A 19,105-nucleotide genomic window follows, 5' to 3' on the forward strand; every position below is an offset into this window, starting at 1 on the left:
GACTCGGCCTGCAACAAATTTGTGCAGATAGCGGATGTATTTTCTAATCTGTTCTATTCTCACTTGCAGACCGGACACTATACTGATGAGCTGGAGCTTATGAAAGAGCTGGGTATACTTAAGGGTGTTTACGAGCTGACATAATCAAAAAGGGATTGAACCTTGCGATCTGTATCGCGGTTTCAATCCCTTTTTTGAAATATTTAAAATACCAATTGCCTCCGAGCGATGCTCACACAGAACACTTACATAGATAAACGCACTATCGAAGGACTTACTGTTGGTACTTATATATTATCACATTTTGTCTCATAAAACAATGAGTCTGCGTTAAATTCATAAATTTTTTTGAGACATTTCCAAAACGCAATTACTCTTTTGTCTGCTCTCTTCTGCTCCGTCCATGTCCAAACGCCAGATAGCCTATGAAAAGAACAAACAATGCTGCAACTCCCATCCAGATACACAGCAGTTTTGGTCCCTTCGGGGCAAATGTATCATAGTATCCCTTGAAATAGATTACCACAATTATAAGCGGCAGCACGTATGACATGTATTTTCTGAGGTACTGCGGAAACGGCTTACCGATACCGTTGTCTGCCTCAGCGACAAAGTTTTCAAATCCCCATCCATTCTTTCTTGTACAGAACAGGACAAAAAGTAATGATCCGAGTGGGAGGATATTTCCCGATACCAGAAAATCTTCCAGATCCATGATATTTGTACCCGCTCCCATCGGAGTGATTCCTGAGAGCATATTGAATCCAAGCACAGCCGGCAGGGAGAGCACTGATATACCGATCAGATTTATAATAAGTGACTTCTTTCTCTTCCATCCAAACATATCTATACTTATCGATATGATATTCTCAAACACCGCGATAACCGTGGAAAGCGCCGCAAATGACATGAATATGAAGAACAGAATTCCCCACACTCTTCCTCCCGGCATGTGGTTGAACACATTCGGCAGGGTCATAAACAGAAGTGATGGTCCCTTGTCCGGGCTGATCCCGTACGCAAAGCATGCTGGCAATATGATGACTCCGGCCATGAGTGCCACAAATGTATCAAGGTACATAACACTCTTCGCCTCGCCAGACAATTTTCTCTCCTTGCCTATATAACTTCCAAATATCTCCATGGATCCCATACCTACACTGAGTGTAAAGAACGCCTGGGTCATGGCGTCAAATAGTACATTGCCCCAGCCTCTGGCATTTGCACGCTCGATACTTGGAACAAGATAGAACTTAAGTCCTTCTTCGTTGCCCGAGAGCATGAGTGAGTTCACCGCCATGACTATCATCAGAACGATGAGTGCAAGCATCATGATCTTTGTCACCCTCTCCACTCCGTTCTGAAGTCCCAGTGAACATATACCTATACAGCACACGATGACCGCAAGTGTGATCGCGACCATAAGTCCCGGTGATGCAAGCATCCCTGTAAATTTGTCTTCTATTGCTTCTACTGACCCACCATGAAGCTGTCCTGATCCCATGACGTACACATAGTATACCATCCAGCCCGCTACCATAGTATAGAACATCATCAGCAGATAGTTGCCGGCATAGGCATACCAGCTGAATTTATGCCAGTTGCCGCCCTTCGGCGCAAGCTCCTTAAGCGCTGAACCAACGCTCTTGCCACTCCCTCTGCCTATCGCAAACTCACAGGTAAGGATAGGATATCCCAGAAGCAGCAGACACAGCAGATATATCACGATAAATATCGCTCCGCCATTCTGCCCGCATATATACGGGAACTTCCATACATTTCCAAGACCTATGGCACACCCCGCCGACACGAGGATGAACCCTAGTCTGGAGGCGAATTTTTCTCTGTCGCCGTTGTTACTTTCTTTACTCATACAATCTTCTTTTGCAGATGTCTGTAAAAATGGCACCTGCCTCCTTCTATTATATATTATCAGGATTATCAGGCTGGCACTATGTGTCGATTTTCAAAACCTGATACGCCCTTTGTCTGTGTCAAACATCTACTTCAAGCCATTACATTATGTATTTTCCATCTCTGCTGACACATACCCTGTGATTGTAACATACATTACAGCATTTGTGTGTTTAAACTTTTACAGATTAAAGCAAATTTTATCCCATATTTGAACCAGATAAAATACAGGTATTTTTTTGTTTGCTGCGCGTTTTCAACAAGTATATTTTCCTTCAAAATAAATCTATTAATTTACATATAAAGGATTACATTTTTCCATATTATATTTTATTATAATGAGTAGAATGTTCTTAATACTATTAAGACCGTTCTCCGTATTTTGAGGCAGATTTCTGTGTGGGTTTGCAGTACCTTATACCTTAAACCACCAGCGCATAGCTGCAAGTGCGCTGCTCATATTATGGAGGAACGAATAGTAACGCATGCGCCGCGCGAAGAGCATTTATATGCGCATGCTGCATTTTTATAAGGAGGACATTTATTATGGCTACATGGCTTAAAGATGCAATTTTTTATGAAATATACCCACAGAGTTTCTACGATACCAACGGCGACGGTATCGGTGATTTTAACGGAATCACTGCAAAGCTTGACTATATCAAGTCTCTTGGATGCAACGCTATCTGGATGAATCCTTGCTTTGATTCACCATTTTCCGATGCAGGCTACGATGTAAGGGATTACAAGAAGGTTGCCGAGAGATACGGAACAATGGAGGACATAGAGAACCTCTTCGCTGAGGCTCACAAGAGGGACATGCACATTCTCCTAGACCTGGTTCCAGGCCACACCTCAGAGAAACATGCATGGTTTACCGAGAGCAAAAAAGCTGAGCAAAATGAATACTCAGATAGATATATGTGGACTGACGGATGGCTCTGTGGCGGTGCAGGTCTCAACTACATCGCAGGAGAATCACCAAGAAACGGTGCCTACATCGTCAACTTCTTCAAGTGCCAGCCGGCTCTCAACTATGGCGTTCTGAACCCAACTGAGAGATGGCACAAGAGCATGTACGATCCTGCATGTATCGCAACAAGAGAGGCTATGAAGGATGTATGCCGCTTCTGGCTCGACAAGGGCTGTGACGGCTTCCGTGTAGATATGGCAGATTCACTTGTAAAGCATGATGATGCGAACAAGAGCGGAACAGTTGCCGTATGGCAGGACATTCTCGGCGATATACACGCTGAATACCCTGAGTCTGCATTTGTATCTGAGTGGGGAAAGGCTGAACAGTCAATCAAGGCCGGCTTCGACATGGATTTCTATCTCGACTGGATGGGCAACGGATATAACTCTCTAGTAAGAGATTACGAAGCTCACCTGAATGCATTTGCATCTCTTCCAGAGTCACTTGACGACAGCACGGAGAACAACAGCTTCTTCAAGGCTGACAGCAAGGGAACCTGCGACCACTTCATTGATGAATACATGGGAAGATACGAGCAGATAAAGGACAAGGGTGCTATAGCCCTCATCACAGGAAATCACGACACTACACGTATCAGCTACGGACTCTCTGAGGATGAGTTAAAGCTTGCCTACGCATTCTTCCTGACAATGCCCGGCAATCCATTCATCTACTACGGCGATGAGATCGCCATGAGCTTCAGAAGCATGGCAAGCAAGGAGGGGGGATTCACCAGAACCGGCTCAAGAACTCCTATGCAGTGGACAAGCGGTGACAACATGGGCTTCTCATCAGCGCCTGCCGACAAGCTCTATCTGCCGGTTGATCCTGCAGAAAATGCCGCAAATGTTGAGGCTTCCGAGGCAGATCAGAACTCACTGCTCAATACAGTGAAGACCCTCACTTCTCTCAGACATTCACAGGCCGATCTGCTGGACAAGAGCAACCTTGAGATCATCAGCAGAAAGCCACTTGTATATAAGAGAGGGAATCTACTCCTTGCAGTGAACCCTAAGAATACAGACACCCAGTCAAGGAAGCTTGCTGAGCTGACTGGTGACGCAAAGGTTATCTATTCTATAGCAATAAACGGCACACAGCCAGGTATCGCTGACGGAGTTATCACTCTTCCGGCACAGAGCTTTGTTGTGATAAGCTGCTAATTTGGAGCAATATATAACAACTCAATAACCATATAAAAAGGTCATCACATAATATGGCAATCATCCATACGGATTTCATTCCAAATGTGGATTGCTCATATTATGCGATGGCCTCTTTTTATCTTCTTCCCTGTGGTCATCTCCCCAAACTTGTGGTAATATTTAATGGATTATATGCTCATGTGCCACGACAGAATAAGTGCACATGACATACAGTATTATAAAGGAGAACAAGATTATGAACATGCAGGAAGCTACAAGCATCATGAAGGCTGACAGCTACAAAATGGCTGCACTTTCAGAAGATACAAGAAACAATATACTAGTACATGTAAAGGACGCACTCATCGCACATAAGGATGAGATATTTGCGGCAAATGCAAAGGACATGGCTGCTGCCGAGGAGAACGGGATCGCAGCATCAGTCAAGAAGAGACTGAAGTTCGACGAGCACAAGCTCGCTGACGTGACAAATGGAATCGATGAGCTCATAAAGCTCCCTGACCCGGTTGGACAGATCCAGCTCAAGAGAGAGCTTGACGAGGGGCTGGTCCTTCAGAGAGTCTCCTGCCCTATCGGTGTCATCGGAATCATATTCGAGGCAAGACCGGATGCGCTGGTCCAGATATCATCATTGTGCATCAAGAGCGGCAACTGCGCAGTACTCAAGGGTGGCAAGGAAACTGCCAACACCAACAAGGCTCTCTTCGATGTGATCTACAGCACAGCCGTTGCAAACGGAGCACCAGAGGGCTGCATGCTCCAGGCAAGCCAGCACAACGAGATCGATGAGCTTCTGTCATGCAACAAATCCGTTGACCTGCTCATACCTAGAGGCTCAAATGCATTTGTGCAGTATATAATGAACAACACCAAGATCCCTGTCATGGGACACGCAGACGGAATCTGCCACACATACATAGACAAGGATGCGGATATTGAAAAGGCAATCCCTATCATCATAGACGCCAAGACACAGTACACCGCCGCCTGCAATGCAACGGAGACACTTCTCGTCCACAGAGATGTGGCAAAAGAAATGCTTCCGGTCATGGCAAAAGCACTTAAGAAACACGGTGTAAAGCTCCGCGGAACCGCCGAGGCAGCGGAGATCATCAAACGGGCATACACAGCTGACGGTCAGGCCAATGGTTCACATACGAATGCCGCAACTGACAGCCAGAACGTTTTTGAGATCATGGGAGACGACGATTTCAATACAGAGTATCTTGACCTAGTACTCTCAGTCAAGATCGTGAACAATGTCCAGGAGGCTATCTCACACATCAACCACTTCGGTTCACACCATACTGACTGTATCGTGACTGAAAATGCCGACACTGCCGACCTCTTCATGCAGCTTGTCGACTCGGCGGGAGTATACCAGAACTGCTCCACAAGATTTGCCGATGGCTTCAGATACGGTTTCGGCGCAGAGGTCGGAATCAGCACAAGCAAGATCCATGCAAGAGGCCCTGTAGGACTTGAGGGACTTGTAACTTACAAATACAAGCTTTACGGACATGGACAGATAGTTGATGACTACGCAACCGGAAAGAAGCAGTTCCATTTCAAAGACCTGTAGAATAATAAACGATCATCAGCGGGGACTCTCTCATGTACATCAGTCCTCGCTGATGCATTTACTATATAAATAGGAATTACATAAAAATGAAAACAATACTGAAAATATTCAAAAACGACCTGATCGGTATCAAAAAAAGTATACTCACAATAGTTCTCGCCGTTGGACTGTGCATACTGCCTGCGCTGTATGCATGGTTCAACATATTTGCAAACTGGGATCCATATGCCAATACCGGCAATATCAATATCGCCGTCGTCAACCTGGACAAGGGCTACACAGATGCGGACGGCAACGAGATGAACATGGGCCAGTCAGTGGTCGATAAGCTGAAAAGCCAGACCAGTATCGGCTGGGTATTTCCGGAATCTGAAAAGTCCGCCATCGGCGGTGTGAAATCAGGCACCTACTATGCCGCCGTCGTCATTGATGAGGATTTCTCCTACAACATGTTCAATGCCCTGACGGACAACTTCGTAAATCCAAGCTTCACCTACTATGAAAATGAGAAGAAAAATGCCGTGGCACCTAAGATAACCGACACTGCAGTCTCAACGCTCAAGACAAGCATCAACGAGACCTACGTCAAGGCGATATCGCAGAAGCTTATCACTGCCATTGACGACTCCGACACAGATCTGTCGAAGGATCTCAAGGGAACGGATTTCATCACAGCACTCAAGACCGTCGATGACAATCTCGCCGGATACCAGAAAACCATAGATTCCATAATCAAGGCAAATAACAAACTCAAGACCAGCACAAAGCTCAAGGACGCAACTGACAAGAGCAGCAAGCTTCTGTCCGATGCGGGTTCCGCCATTGATTCAAGCATGTCCGATATAGACTCAGTGGGCTCAACCTACTACACTGTCAGGAATTCTCTTCAGGATCAGATTGACAGCATCGCGCAGGACATACAGAATCTGAAAAGCTCTGCAAAACTTATCCATATGAAGGATGATGCAGAGAACATATCTGCCGATCTTGAGAATATCAAGGCAGATGCAGACAAACTTCAGCAAAAGATCGATGCAGTCGACGAATATATCAAATCTCTTGACATAAGCAACACGAATGAGGTTTCAGATGCACTCAACAAGCTTGACAAGCTGAAAACAGAGGTTAAGAAGATTTCCTCTCTCACCGCTGACACCATCGATAGTCTGGATATATCTGCGATCACAAATGCAGAAAATGCCGTATCAGATAAGCTCGACCAGATCATCGACTCTGTCTCAGATATAGATGACACATTTACCAGCCAGGTCATTCCTGACATGGACAACATTATCCTGAACATCAAAAATGCACTGAAAAACGCTCAGGATCTGTTAAATACCCTGAATTCTACCATCAGTAGTGCAAGCTCTGTATTTGACAATTATAAGGTGACTATTGCATCAATGAACACCAGTCTCACAGACCTCTCCGATCTCATAAGTGGTATACGTGACAAGATCCAGACCGCCACAGACGAGATCAACAAGGCCGCCGACAGCGAGGTGACCGACATGATCATAGCCTTCCTCAACGGAGACTCAGAGGCGCTGGCGTCATTCCTGTCAAAACCTGTTGCTGTCGAGGAACATTACTACTACAGCATTGCCAACTACGGCTCGTCCATGGCACCATTTTACTCAGTGCTTGCCATCTGGGTCGGAATGACAATTCTCGTCTCCCTCATGAAGGTGCATGTGAAGGATGCGGACTATCTGAAGGATGCCAGACCACACCAGTTGTTCTTTGGAAGATACCTTATTTTCTTCCTGCTGTCTCAGCTTCAGGTTCTGGTCATAGTGCTTGGAGATCTATTCCTGCTGAAGATACAGTGTCTGCACCCATTTGCATTCTGGGCAACTGCGGCACTCGCAGGGCTGACATTTTCAATATTGATATATTCACTCACCATATCATTTGGCGACATAGGCAAGGCCCTCGCTGTTGTGATCATGGTGCTGCAGATAGCGGGGAGCGGTGGAACCTACCCTATAGAGGCTCTTCCGAACTTCTTCAGACAGGTGTACATATTCTTCCCATTCCCATATGCGATAAATGCAATGCGTGAATGTATTGGCGGAATGTATCACGCAGACCTGTTCAAATATCTGCTTGAATTGTCAATTTTCATTGTGGTTGCACTGGTCATAGGACTTATAATCAGAAAACCATTTATCCATATCATGCACTTCATCGAGAAACGTATGGAAGATACGGATATGATGTAATGCAAATAAGGAGGAACACCCATGAACGAAGATACAAATTCAAATACAACCAGCACCGAACCATCTGACATAAAGTCCCAGGTGCTTGCATTCAGAGACAATGCCCATGCAGCAAATGTAAAAAAGCTGAAGGCGGGTATTAAGTGTATATTCACTGTTCCCGCATGCTTCCTTATCCTGCTCTTTCTGACCGGCAGCTCCAAGATCATATTTCTTGTTCTGTGGATCGCCAGCCTGTTCATAATCGCGGCGTATCTGATACATGTGGAATACTCGGATTACAAGGTACAGGAGATGGTTAACTCGCTTCAGGATACGGAAGATAATATTGACGGTCTCATCGACATCAACAGCATATATACAAGAGTCGCTGCACCGAAGAAGAAGCTGGACGACATAATAACAAATGTAAAAACAGACATTCAGACACAGATCACCGCCGTGCAGGACAAGGTGGCTGAGATGGCTGAGGCTGTGCAGAATGATCAGAGTGTGTCTGTGCAGTCTGATGAGCAAAACGAGACAGTTCAGACGGATGAACATGGCGACTCGGTTCAGACGGATGCACAGGATGAAGCCACAAAAAACACAGAAGCTGACAAGGAGGAATTATCATGAAAAACATTTGGCGTGTATACATATCTGATCTGCGCAGGATCACCACAAATGTTGTCGCACTGTCCATAGTCATGGGTCTGTGCATAATCCCTTCCCTGTATGCGTGGTTCAACATCCTGTCAAACTGGGATCCGTATGGAGAGTCCGCCACCTCACTCATGAAGATCTCCGTCTACTCTGAGGATGAGGGAATCGAGATGAGCGGAATAAATCTGACCATCGGAGACATGGTGATCGAAAGTCTTGAAAACAACAACACTATCGACTGGACATTTGCCGATAATAAAGATGAGGCACTTGAACTCATCGCCAGCGGGGAATGTTATGCCGGAATAATCATACCAAAGGACTTCACGGCGAACATGCTCAGCATACTAAATGGCAACATCGTCAATCCAAATATCGAATACTACGAGAACAGCAAGAAGAATGCCATTGCCACCAAGATAACCGGCAAGGTCAAGACTACCGTCCAAAACGAGATAAACACAAAGATCATAAGCACGCTGACCGAGGTATTTGCAAATGCCGGAGATTTCATTTCTGGAAATAACATAGACGGTTCAGACCTCGTTGCCGGTCTTGAGAGCAAACTGGAACAGATCTCATCCACGCTGGACAATTACGTCTATATGCTGAATACATTTTCACTGCTCACAGAGTCTGCATCAGATGCCATCGATACCACTCAGCTTCTGTTTCCAAGCATAGACAGCATGGCACAGAGCGGCTCAAGCAGTCTTGGAAATCTGAGTGACAGCGCAGGCATAAGCAGCGACGTTGCAGACACCTCGATATCACTGCTGAACACAGGTCTCGACATGATCTCTGACAGACTTACAGAGCTTGGTAAAACCGTGGACAGCCTCTCAAGAACCCACGATATCGGATCAGTGTCAATCGAAACTGACCTCAATGGTTCCCTTGGCACCAATGTTCTGGACACCATAAACCGATTGATCGAAGCCCAGTCACCTATAGTATCGGATGCCAAACTTCAGTTTGAAAATCTGAACGAAGACTTAGCAAAGCTTGTATCCGACACAAGCCTGTCGGACGAAGAATTTGCATCACTGAAAAAAGCGGTATCGTCCGACATAAAGAAGTGTACAAATGACATTGCTTCAGTGAAGGATCTCATAAATAACGAACTTTCGCCTGAACTGAAATCTTCGTTAGAGAATATCCAGTCATCTCTGGCGCAGGCACAGACCGTGCTGGCAAATGTTCCGGGAAACTTCAACGATATCAGCAAGTCCCTGACCGAGTATCAGGACATTCTGAAGGACGGAACCGCAGACATCGCGGGAACGATCAAATGTCTGAAGGATCTCAAAGAAAGCATAGACAAGATCAAGGCCGACATACAGACGATCACGTCTAACAGCAGCTACCAGGATTTCATAAATGCCATCAAGGACAATCCACAGGTGATAGTGAATTTCATCTCATCACCGGTACAGATGAACACAGTTGCTGTATACGAGATATCCAACTACGGATCAGCCATGGCACCATTCTACACGGTCCTGGCACTGTGGGTCGGTGCTCTCATACTTGTGGCACTCATACACGTTAAGGTCAAGGACAATGAAGAGCTTGAGGGCGTGAAGCCTTACCAGAAGTTCTTCGGAAGATATCTTAACTTCTTCGTCATCGGACAGGTCCAGACAATCATAACCGTTATGGGCGATCTGTTCTACGTGGGAATACAGTGCAAGCATCCGATAGCATTTGCACTGGCCGCCATAATGACGAGCTTTGTATTTACATTCCTGATCTACTCTCTCACCGTGGCATTTGGCAATATCGGTGAGGCCATCGCCGTGATCATCATGGTCATTCAGGTTGCGGGAGCAGGTGGAACCTTCCCTGTGGAAGTGCTCCCATCAGTGTACCAGTACCTGTACAAATTCATGCCGTTCTCATACTGCATGAACGCCCTCAGGGAATGTGTCGCCGGAATGTATCAGCACACCTACGGCAAATGTCTTGCCACCCTGCTGATATATGTTGCGATCTCAGCGGTCATCGGACTGCTGCTCGCCAAGCCTTGCGCAAAGCTTCTTGACAAGCTGGAGCACAGCAAGGAGAAATCCGGATTATTTATATAGTTAACGACTCAGGTAATTACTGTTTTTGACTGTTGCAATTTACGCCCATCTGCACTGTGTAATTTCACTGACAGGACTGTATCCGTATGAAGCTGTGGTTGTGAGGATATAATATGTGATTGACAGCGTTATTTAACTCCACATTCGGGTGATATGTCATCTCCCTAGGATTTTCTTATTTTGAGATAATTTGCTCGTCATTAGCACAAAAATATCTCTAAAATGATTATTTGCATGAAAAAAGGATAAAATTCCCTTGCTTTGTCCCAAATATCACTTTTTAGGACATTTGGCGAGAATTTTATCCTTTTTGCACATGTAATCATGCTAAAAGTTATAATATTTCTTACTTGAAAAGATTGTCGTTCTCAAAATAGTCAATCTTCATAGCACGGCGCACATCTGCAAGTGTCTCTGCTGCCTTTGCTCTGGCAACCTCACTGCCACTCTTTAAGATGTCGTATACATCCTGTGGTCTCTTCTCCCACATCTGACGGCGCTCTCTGATAGGCGCAAGCTCAGCCTGAAGAACATTGTTCAGGAACTTCTTGACCTTTACATCACCGAGGCCACCTCTGGTGTAGTGCTCCTTGAGCTCATCCATACCACTGTAGTCTGGAAGGAACTCCTCAAAGTACTCTGGCTTGCTGAATGCATCAAGATATGTAAATACTGAATTGCCCTCGATCTGACCCGGATCCTCAACACGGATGTGATTTGGATCTGTGTACATGGACATAACCTTCTTCTTGATATCTGCAGGATCCTCTGACAGGTAGATACAGTTTCCAAGTGACTTACTCATCTTGGCCTTACCATCTGTACCTGGAAGTCTGAGACATGCCTCATTGTCAGGAAGAACGATCTTTGGATCAACAAGTGTCTCACCGTATACCGAATTGAACTTGTGAACGATCTCCTTACACTGCTCGATCATAGGCATCTGATCCTCTCCAACAGGAACCTCTGTGGCCTTGAATGCTGTGATATCTGCAGCCTGGCTGATAGGATAACAGAAGAATCCAACAGGGATACTTGCCTCGAAGTTTCTCATCTTGATCTCTGCCTTAACGGTAGGATTTCTCTGGACTCTTGCCACTGTTACAAGGTTCATATAGTAGAATGTGAGCTCTGTGAGCTCTGGTACCATTGACTGGATGAATATAGTAGACTTCTCAGGATCTATGCCACAGGCAAGATAATCCAAAGCAACCTGCATAATATTCTGTCTGACCTTCTCAGGATGCTCTGCGTTGTCTGTAAGCGCCTGCGCATCAGCCACCATGATGTAAATCTCATCATACTTTCCTGAATTCTGAAGATCGACTCTTCTCTTAAGTGATCCTACATAATGTCCCACATGAAGACGGCCCGTAGGACGGTCGCCTGTTAATATTACCTGTTTCATAACCTTCTCCTTTATATTGTATCTTTTATACCTGTCATTTATATATCTTTTTATAATCAGTCAGCTTATTTTTTACCCACTGCCAGCCTCACCGATTACTCGGCCAGCAGCTTACTCAGCTCATACTGGAAGGAATCGATCTGATTGTTCTGTATATCAATTGCCTCTTTTATATCATAGTCTATAAGTATATCGTTCTTGATAGCTATCATACGATTTGCCTTGTTCTTCTTGAGCACATCAACGGCATACGCACCCATGAGTGAGCCATACATCCTGTCCTTTGCCGTTGGCTGTCCGCCTCTCTGTATATAGCCAAGCACCGATACCCTCGACTCTATACCAGTCTTATCAAGAATCATCTGTGCAAGCTCTGGAGCATCTGTAACACCCTCGGCCACAACCACCAGATAGCTGTTTCTTCCATCAGCATGCTTTGCCTTTATCGTGTCTATGATGCTGTCATAGTCACCATCCCATTTTTCAGGAATTATGATGGCATCAGCTGATGTCGCCATGCCTGCCCAGAGCGCTATATAGCCTCTCTTTCGTCCCATGACCTCCACGACGCTGCATCGTCCGTGGGAAACCGATGAATCTCTTATCCTGTCAATGGCCTCCATGGCTGTATTCGCCGCCGTGTCAAATCCCAGCGTATACTCAGAACATGCAACATCTCTGTCTATTGTTCCAGGGATGCAGATGGTATTGATACCCTCATTCTGAAATGCTATGGCTCCACGGAGTGTTCCATCCCCACCGATGGCAACAAGCGCATCTATATCGTGATCTCTCAGATTCTTTGCCGCCTGCTCGCGGTATTTTTTCTGTAGGAATCTCTCGCTTCTGCTGGTGAAAAGTATCGTTCCTCCCTGATTGTTTATGTTTCTGACGTCCGCCAGTCCAAGCGGCTGTGTCTCCCAGTTGATCAGTCCCTCGTATCCGCGAAATACTCCAACTACTTCAATCCCGCTGTTTATGGCTGATACAACCACCGCTCTTACAGCCGAATTCATGCCCGGGGCATCTCCTCCACTGGTCAGGACTGCTATCTTTCGTATGTCACTCATTTGTATGTCCTCTAATTATTTTTATATTGAAGCTCCTGCTTCTTGGCAGTAACCCTTGTATCCTTCTCAACTGAGTTGGTGATAAATGTATTACCACCCACAACAACGTTGTCCTCGATGATAGTCTCGCCTCCAAGGATGGACGCGCCTGAATAGATGGTCACGTTGTCACCGATGGTTGGATGTCTCTTGGCTCCCTTGAGCTTCTGACCTCCCTGTGTAGAGAGTCCTCCAAGTGTCACGCCCTGATATATCTTCACATGCTCGCCGATAATAGTCGTCTCGCCGATAACGATTCCCGTACCATGGTCAATGAAGAAATACTTTCCTATGGTGGCGCCCGGATGAATATCTATTCCGGTCACGCTGTGGGCGTGCTCAGTCATGATCCTTGGTATCATCGGCACATCCAGCAGACAAAGCTCATGTGCCATACGGTATACAGATATGGCATACAGTCCAGGGTATGAAAGTATGACCTCATCCTTGCTGCCCGCAGCAGGATCTCCGTCAAATGCCGCCTGGATATCAGTCTCAAGATAGTCTCTTATCTGAGGTATCTTATCCATGAATTCATATGTTATATCCATCGCCTTATCCTCAAGCTCAGCATCTGTGAGCTCAGGAAACTTTTTGCAATACCTGAGAACTATCATGATCTGTTTCTTCAGATGGAATATTACATCCTCTATGATAACAGACATGTTATTCTTCAGACTGTATATCTTATACAGCTTGTCGCTGTAATAACCCGGATACAGAATCTTCATGAGTTTGTCGATCACATCGATAATGGCTGTCTTATCCGGCTCGTTGCACAGATCCGTCTTGTTGATGGCTCTGTCATCGCCGAAATCATCCAATATCCTCTGCACGATTCCCTCAATTCTCTGTTTATCTGATCTATCCATTACTTATTCAGATCCTTTCTAATAATATCTCCCAATATCACCTGCCCAGACAAAATCTGCCGCGATGATATCTTCATATTATAATATGTGCTTACGTCGATAAACACACAGCTATTCTAACAAATTATGCACGTTCATTCAATAGTGGGATTCTGCGTACAAATTATCCGCAATCCGATTGCAGAGATTACTGCTAAAAACAATCAACCAAAAATGATTATCTACATTATGCGCAGCATAACCATATAGCTCACAGTCCCCAGCAGAATACTTAACAGCGTATTGTGCTTCCATTTGTACGTTCCGCCTGTCACCAGCACGCCGACAAGACTCGGTATTCCAGTTGCCACTGGAGCCGACACAGCCCCCTTCAGGCAGTACACTATGAGCACCGCCATGATGGTCGCCGGAAGCACCCTTCCAAGTTTCACCAGCATCTCCGGCATCTGTCTTTTTCCATTAAATATGACAAATGGAAGTGCCCTCAGTGCAAATGTTACAACTGCCGACACCGCAATTCCTATCAATATATATTTCGTATTCATGATATTTTCCTACTTTCTCCTCATATTCCACACCACAAGCACCGCTGACGCTATGATGAGTGACGGCAGAAGGAAATACTGCGGTCCAACAACTAGCAGACATACAACCGCTATCACAATTCCCGCAATCGCCGGGATATGACTTTCCGCCTTCTCCCACTGATCGATAAATATGATGACAAACAGCGCCGTCATACAGAAATCAATCCCCGTCATATCAAATGGAATGATCTGCCCCAGGATTCCCCCAGCAACCGCACCGATCATCCAGTAACACCTCGACAAAAAAGCCACCCAGAACATGATGCTCTGTTTCTCCTTACCGGTGTCCGGCAGGGTGCAGTTCACGGCATAAGTCTCATCCGTCATTGTATGTATCATATATAATTTCCGCTTTCCCATGCGGTTGAATTCATCCACAAATGTCAGTGCATAGAAACTCTGCCTGCTGTTCATCAGAAATGCAGTGAGTGCCATGGTGAGTATGGATGCTCCGCTTGAAAGCAGCGTCACAAGCACAAACTGGTACGCTCCTGTGTACACCGTCAAGCTGACCAGCAGTGAATAATACCATTTGAATCCGGCATTCTCCATCATGATCCCATATGCCATGCTGACGAACAAATAGCTGCACATGATTGGGATTGATTTGATGAATGCCTTTCTGAATATATTTCCCACGATTTTTCCTCCAACAAAACAATCGTGGTTATCCTAGTGTTTTTATAGGATAACCACAACTATTCTAACATACTAAATGTTTGATGGGCAATAGCTCAATTTGTAGCTCAAATTCTCCGTTTTGTATACTTTTCTAAAGCTTTCATTAACTCTCTTTCAAGTCCCTTGAATTCCAAGCCGCTCTCATGTATTCTCAGTGACATATATCTTTTATAAAACTGTAATCCTAATAGGGAAATTGACATTTCTTTTGTATATGTTATAATCATAGTCAATCGGAGGCTCCTGCCGTTAAGTGGAATACGAAAAGCGTTAGTTCTACCGAGGTGGAACTACAATTATTGGCTATGTGCATTATGCGCATAGCCTTTTTTATTTATTAGTAAGCCCCTACATCCAAATTTTTCATTTAAAGAGGAATATATGACAAAAAATCGTTTACATCTATATCGAATAGATATGAAATACATACGAGAACTACATAAAGTTTGTGATCATGTACCATCTGTAAGCCCTCAATTAGGCAAAGATAACAGGCACTTTATTGGCATCATTGTTATGGTTAATAGTAGAATGTATGCCATTCCGATAACAAGACATGACGGCAAGCCTCAGAAAAGGAAAACACTACATAACAACGCTGGTTATACAAAAGTCATTACCGAAACCGGACGTTTTGTAAGCGGAATAAATTTTATTGATATGATTCCTGTTACAGAAAAACAACTTTTACCAATGGATGATTATTCTATAAGAAAAAATGACTCTCGTTTGGAGAAAAATAGAAAACGAGACTTAAAATTTATATCTGATTATGTAAACGAAGAGGATCACTCTAGAGAAATAGCGAATAAAGCAATAACATTATATAACCAGTATATTAGCAATGAACCTTTCAAAATAAGAAAGTATTGTTTACCTTTTAACGAATTAGAAATAGTGTGTGATAAATACAACAAAGTCACGACCTAATCTGCACTGATATCCCCGGATTCCCGGACAGATACCACTCAGCATCAACGTCGTGACTTTATTTGTATTACATCTTCAATTTATCTAAGCCCCTTCTCGCTGTCCCTTCATAGCCCTTCTATATATAAACGCCGCACACACCGCCGTTATAAGCTCTGCTACCCAGAACGCATTCCACACACCAGCAGGTCCGAAACCACAAAGCCTTGAAAGTATCCATGCAGCCGGGATTATGACAACCACATATCTGAGCAGGGATATGAGCAGGGACGGAGTTCCCTTTCCCAACCCCTCAAGTGCCCCCGATGCAGTTACCGACACAGCCGACACTAAAAATCCGGCGCATATGATGCGCAGTGCTGTTCCACCTGCATTTATTGTAGATACATTTTCTGTGAACATACCTATAAGCCTTTCCGGGATGAGCAGGCACACAACTGTTCCAGCCAGCATGATTCCAACATTTAATGCAAGCGTTATGGTGAATATCTTCTTCACCCTGGCATGCTCTCCGGCACCATAGTTATAGCCTATGATAGGACGCATTCCCTGAATGATTCCATTTGCCGGCATATACAGGAATGTCTGAAGTTTGTAGTACACGCCCAGGATCATGACATAAGTTGCCGAATACATGCTGAGTATGGCGTTGAGTGCGCTTGTGAGCAGAGACGGCAGTGCCATATTGAGTATGGCAGGTATACCTATGGCATACAGCTTCTTCACCATCAGACCGCCCTCATGCAAATGCTTTATGCCGAACTTCACATTTATCGGTCTTCCAAAGTACACAATAAAATAAATGATCAGTGTAAACACCTGTCCCAGGCCAGTTGCCAGTGCAGCGCCTTCTATACCCATTTCAGGAAATGGTCCCACACCAAATATCAGCAGCGGATCAAGCACTATATTCATAATACAGCCGCCCATCAGTCCAACCATTGTAACTATCATGCGTCCAACTGACTGAAATACCTTCTCAAATGCAAGATCAACCGAAATAATTATAGAAAATCCAAATACTATGTCAGCATAACGACAGCCAAGGTCAAGGACGTCTCCACTTGCCTTGAAGGCTCTGAGAAACGATGGAATAATGGCAATACACACGACTGTCATCACTATTCCCTGTATAACAGCAAGAAACATCCCCCAACTAGCTGCACGATCTGCCCGCTCATTGTCCTTGGCTCCAAGATATATGGCTATCACCGCGTTTATTCCAACACCAAATCCGATCGCCACAGCATTTACAAAATTCTGCAGTGGAAATACATACGAAAGTGCTGTCATCGCATCCTCACTTATCTTAGCCACAAAGAAACTGTCAACTATATTGTACAAAGCATTCACCATCATCGATATAACCATAGGCAGTGCCATGGACATCAAAAGTGGGAACACCGGCTTTTCTTTCATAAAATTCTCGTTCATAAAACCTCCATCCCCGGATGGCATAAATAAAGCCCCACAACCTTGCGGTTGTGGGGCGAAAAGATGACCTGATCCGGAAAAATCCACCAACTTGTTTTCGTTTAGATTATTATGTGTAATTATATACTTCAACCAGCATATATGTCAAGATCCTGCACGACCACAAAGTAACCTCTGTCACCGTCCTCGTCCACCGGGATAACATGTATAAGACTTGCACCCCCATGGTTGTTTGCACAGCTGACTGACAAAACCCCTCTGCGAATGTTCTCTGTCTGATATCCCGTATTGCCGCCTGTGTAACTCTCCATTCGCTCGCGGCTGAGAAAATCTCTGACTATTTTTCTTGACCGATCCGACTCAAACCGGTTACTTATCAATCCAATTACTTCATCGTAGTTATTCGCACAAGATACAGCATTGTTCAGCTCAGAATCGCCTTTTATAACACGGTATTTATCGTTCTCATAATTAACATATATAATATCAGTATACATATATGCGATCCTTGCCTCTACCCTGGATTGAGCCTTTTTTATATCAGACTCTATCTTGTCAAGTACGGTCACTCTGTCCGTACCATCCCTGTTGATGCTGTGGATCACGCTGACATTCTTGCCCTTCTTTTTTGCTTCATACAGCGCAGTGTCCGCGACATTCATACACTCTTCTGTGCTGAATCCTGAACCATTGATCTGACATATACCAGCACTGCAATGGACATTCTGCCCTCTCTCCATTGTCTTGCGCTGAAGTTTTCTGGCAAATCTTATCACCTTTGACTCCAGAACAGATATATCCGATAAGCCCTTGTGAAGCACAACATACTCGTCTCCACCATACCTGCAGGCAACGTCCTCTTCATAGCAGTCACTCCGGAGAAACTTTGCCACCTTCTCAATCCAGTAATCACCAACTGCGTGACCATATGTATCATTTACACTCTTGAAATCATCTATATCCACAAATACAAGAGAAGCACTATCTTCGTCAGTCATGTTATCTATATACTCTCTTATCCTCTGCATTCCGGCTGTCTTGTTGTACATGCCGGTCAGAAGATCATGCTCAGCCTCGTACTTTGTACGCTCAACCTCCTGTCTGGATCTCGCAAGTGATCTGTCCATCTCGACCATATCAACTGCAAACATGATCTGTGTAGAAGCAACCACAGATATTGTCTGGAATGAAATCCCATAATAGAATATGACAACAACCGTGGATATACATGGCAGGATAAAATACAAAACACTTGACCAGAAAACTCTTTTTTCCAGTCTTTTTTTATACTGCAAAAGTATCGAAAAACTTAGAACAAGTCCTGCTACTGCAATAAGCTGCGACAACAGATAACCGCTGCTCCTGTTATAGAAGTTGTTATCATCTATATAATAGAACAGCTTGTCACTGAACTGGGATATAATGAGCAGGACTATCCCAGCAGCACTCAGAACTACCACGCCCCTTGCTTTCGCTGGCATCTTCG

At 44.7% G+C, this 19,105-nt stretch carries 14 protein-coding genes; 6 read left to right on the forward strand and 8 right to left on the reverse strand.

From position 1 onward, the window contains the following. Nucleotides 1–370 precede the first annotated feature (370 nt). Entirely contained in the window at nucleotides 371–1,873 is a 1,503-nt protein-coding gene (locus tag ABUA34_RS10500; protein ID WP_055273258.1) for a sodium-dependent transporter, read from the reverse strand. A gap of 587 nt (nucleotides 1,874–2,460) precedes the next feature. Between ABUA34_RS10500 and ABUA34_RS10505 the strand changes: the two genes are divergently transcribed. The 5 genes from ABUA34_RS10505 (at nucleotide 2,461) to ABUA34_RS10525 (ending at nucleotide 10,598) form a co-directional block, all read left to right on the forward strand. After that, on the forward strand, nucleotides 2,461–4,053 hold the full coding sequence (locus tag ABUA34_RS10505; protein ID WP_349823266.1) for an alpha-amylase family glycosyl hydrolase: 1,593 nt from the start codon (nucleotides 2,461–2,463) through the stop codon (nucleotides 4,051–4,053). Between the two features lie 238 nt (nucleotides 4,054–4,291). Next, the gene (locus tag ABUA34_RS10510) at nucleotides 4,292–5,638 is read left to right on the forward strand and encodes a glutamate-5-semialdehyde dehydrogenase (protein WP_349823267.1); all 1,347 of its coding nucleotides are present in this window, start codon (nucleotides 4,292–4,294) and stop codon (nucleotides 5,636–5,638) included. Nucleotides 5,639–5,724: 86 nt separating this feature from the next. Next, entirely contained in the window at nucleotides 5,725–7,866 is a 2,142-nt protein-coding gene (locus tag ABUA34_RS10515) for a YhgE/Pip domain-containing protein (protein ID WP_015533739.1), read from the forward strand. 21 nt (nucleotides 7,867–7,887) lie between these two features. Next, entirely contained in the window at nucleotides 7,888–8,484 is a 597-nt protein-coding gene (locus ABUA34_RS10520) for a hypothetical protein (RefSeq protein ID WP_015533738.1), read from the forward strand. Continuing rightward, nucleotides 8,481–10,598 carry a YhgE/Pip family protein gene (locus ABUA34_RS10525; RefSeq protein ID WP_349818758.1) on the forward strand — a complete coding sequence of 706 codons (2,118 nt, stop codon included), beginning with the start codon at nucleotides 8,481–8,483 and terminating at the stop codon, nucleotides 10,596–10,598. The genes ABUA34_RS10520 and ABUA34_RS10525 overlap by 4 nt, the downstream gene beginning before the upstream one ends. A gap of 346 nt (nucleotides 10,599–10,944) precedes the next feature. Here ABUA34_RS10525 and trpS read toward each other — a convergent pair whose 3' ends face one another. The 5 genes from trpS to ABUA34_RS10550 form a co-directional block, all read right to left on the reverse strand. Continuing rightward, nucleotides 10,945–12,006: a tryptophan--tRNA ligase gene (gene trpS / locus ABUA34_RS10530; protein WP_015533736.1), complete on the reverse strand. Its 1,062-nt coding sequence runs from the start codon at nucleotides 12,004–12,006 to the stop codon at nucleotides 10,945–10,947. A 95-nt stretch (nucleotides 12,007–12,101) separates the two neighbouring features. Next, nucleotides 12,102–13,076, reverse strand: a complete 975-nt coding sequence (locus ABUA34_RS10535; RefSeq protein ID WP_349823268.1) for an ATP-dependent 6-phosphofructokinase — start codon at nucleotides 13,074–13,076, stop codon at nucleotides 12,102–12,104. Between the two features lie 11 nt (nucleotides 13,077–13,087). Further along, on the reverse strand, nucleotides 13,088–13,987 hold the full coding sequence (locus tag ABUA34_RS10540) for a serine O-acetyltransferase (RefSeq protein ID WP_004849988.1): 900 nt from the start codon (nucleotides 13,985–13,987) through the stop codon (nucleotides 13,088–13,090). Between the two features lie 221 nt (nucleotides 13,988–14,208). Next, complete coding sequence (locus ABUA34_RS10545) at nucleotides 14,209–14,532, reverse strand: branched-chain amino acid transporter permease (RefSeq protein WP_117874548.1); 324 nt, start codon at nucleotides 14,530–14,532, stop codon at nucleotides 14,209–14,211. A 9-nt stretch (nucleotides 14,533–14,541) separates the two neighbouring features. Next, complete coding sequence (locus ABUA34_RS10550; protein WP_022217303.1) at nucleotides 14,542–15,213, reverse strand: AzlC family ABC transporter permease; 672 nt, start codon at nucleotides 15,211–15,213, stop codon at nucleotides 14,542–14,544. 423 nt (nucleotides 15,214–15,636) lie between these two features. On the opposite strand from ABUA34_RS10550, the gene ABUA34_RS10555 reads away from it, so the two are divergent. Then, on the forward strand, nucleotides 15,637–16,185 hold the full coding sequence (locus ABUA34_RS10555; protein ID WP_015533732.1) for a type III toxin-antitoxin system ToxN/AbiQ family toxin: 549 nt from the start codon (nucleotides 15,637–15,639) through the stop codon (nucleotides 16,183–16,185). Nucleotides 16,186–16,269: 84 nt separating this feature from the next. On the opposite strand, the gene ABUA34_RS10560 is transcribed toward ABUA34_RS10555, so the two are convergent. Further along, nucleotides 16,270–17,619, reverse strand: coding sequence for an MATE family efflux transporter (locus tag ABUA34_RS10560; RefSeq protein WP_349823269.1), 1,350 nt, complete (start codon nucleotides 17,617–17,619; stop codon nucleotides 16,270–16,272). Nucleotides 17,620–17,747: 128 nt separating this feature from the next. After that, nucleotides 17,748–19,105, reverse strand: a 1,358-nt coding sequence (locus tag ABUA34_RS10565; protein ID WP_349823270.1) for a GGDEF domain-containing protein, incomplete at its 5' end; no start/stop codon positions are given.

Source organism: Coprococcus sp. RTP21428st1_C9_RTP21428_210409, assembly GCF_040227395.1.
GTDB classification, from domain to species: Bacteria; Bacillota; Clostridia; order Lachnospirales; family Lachnospiraceae; genus Coprococcus; species Coprococcus aceti.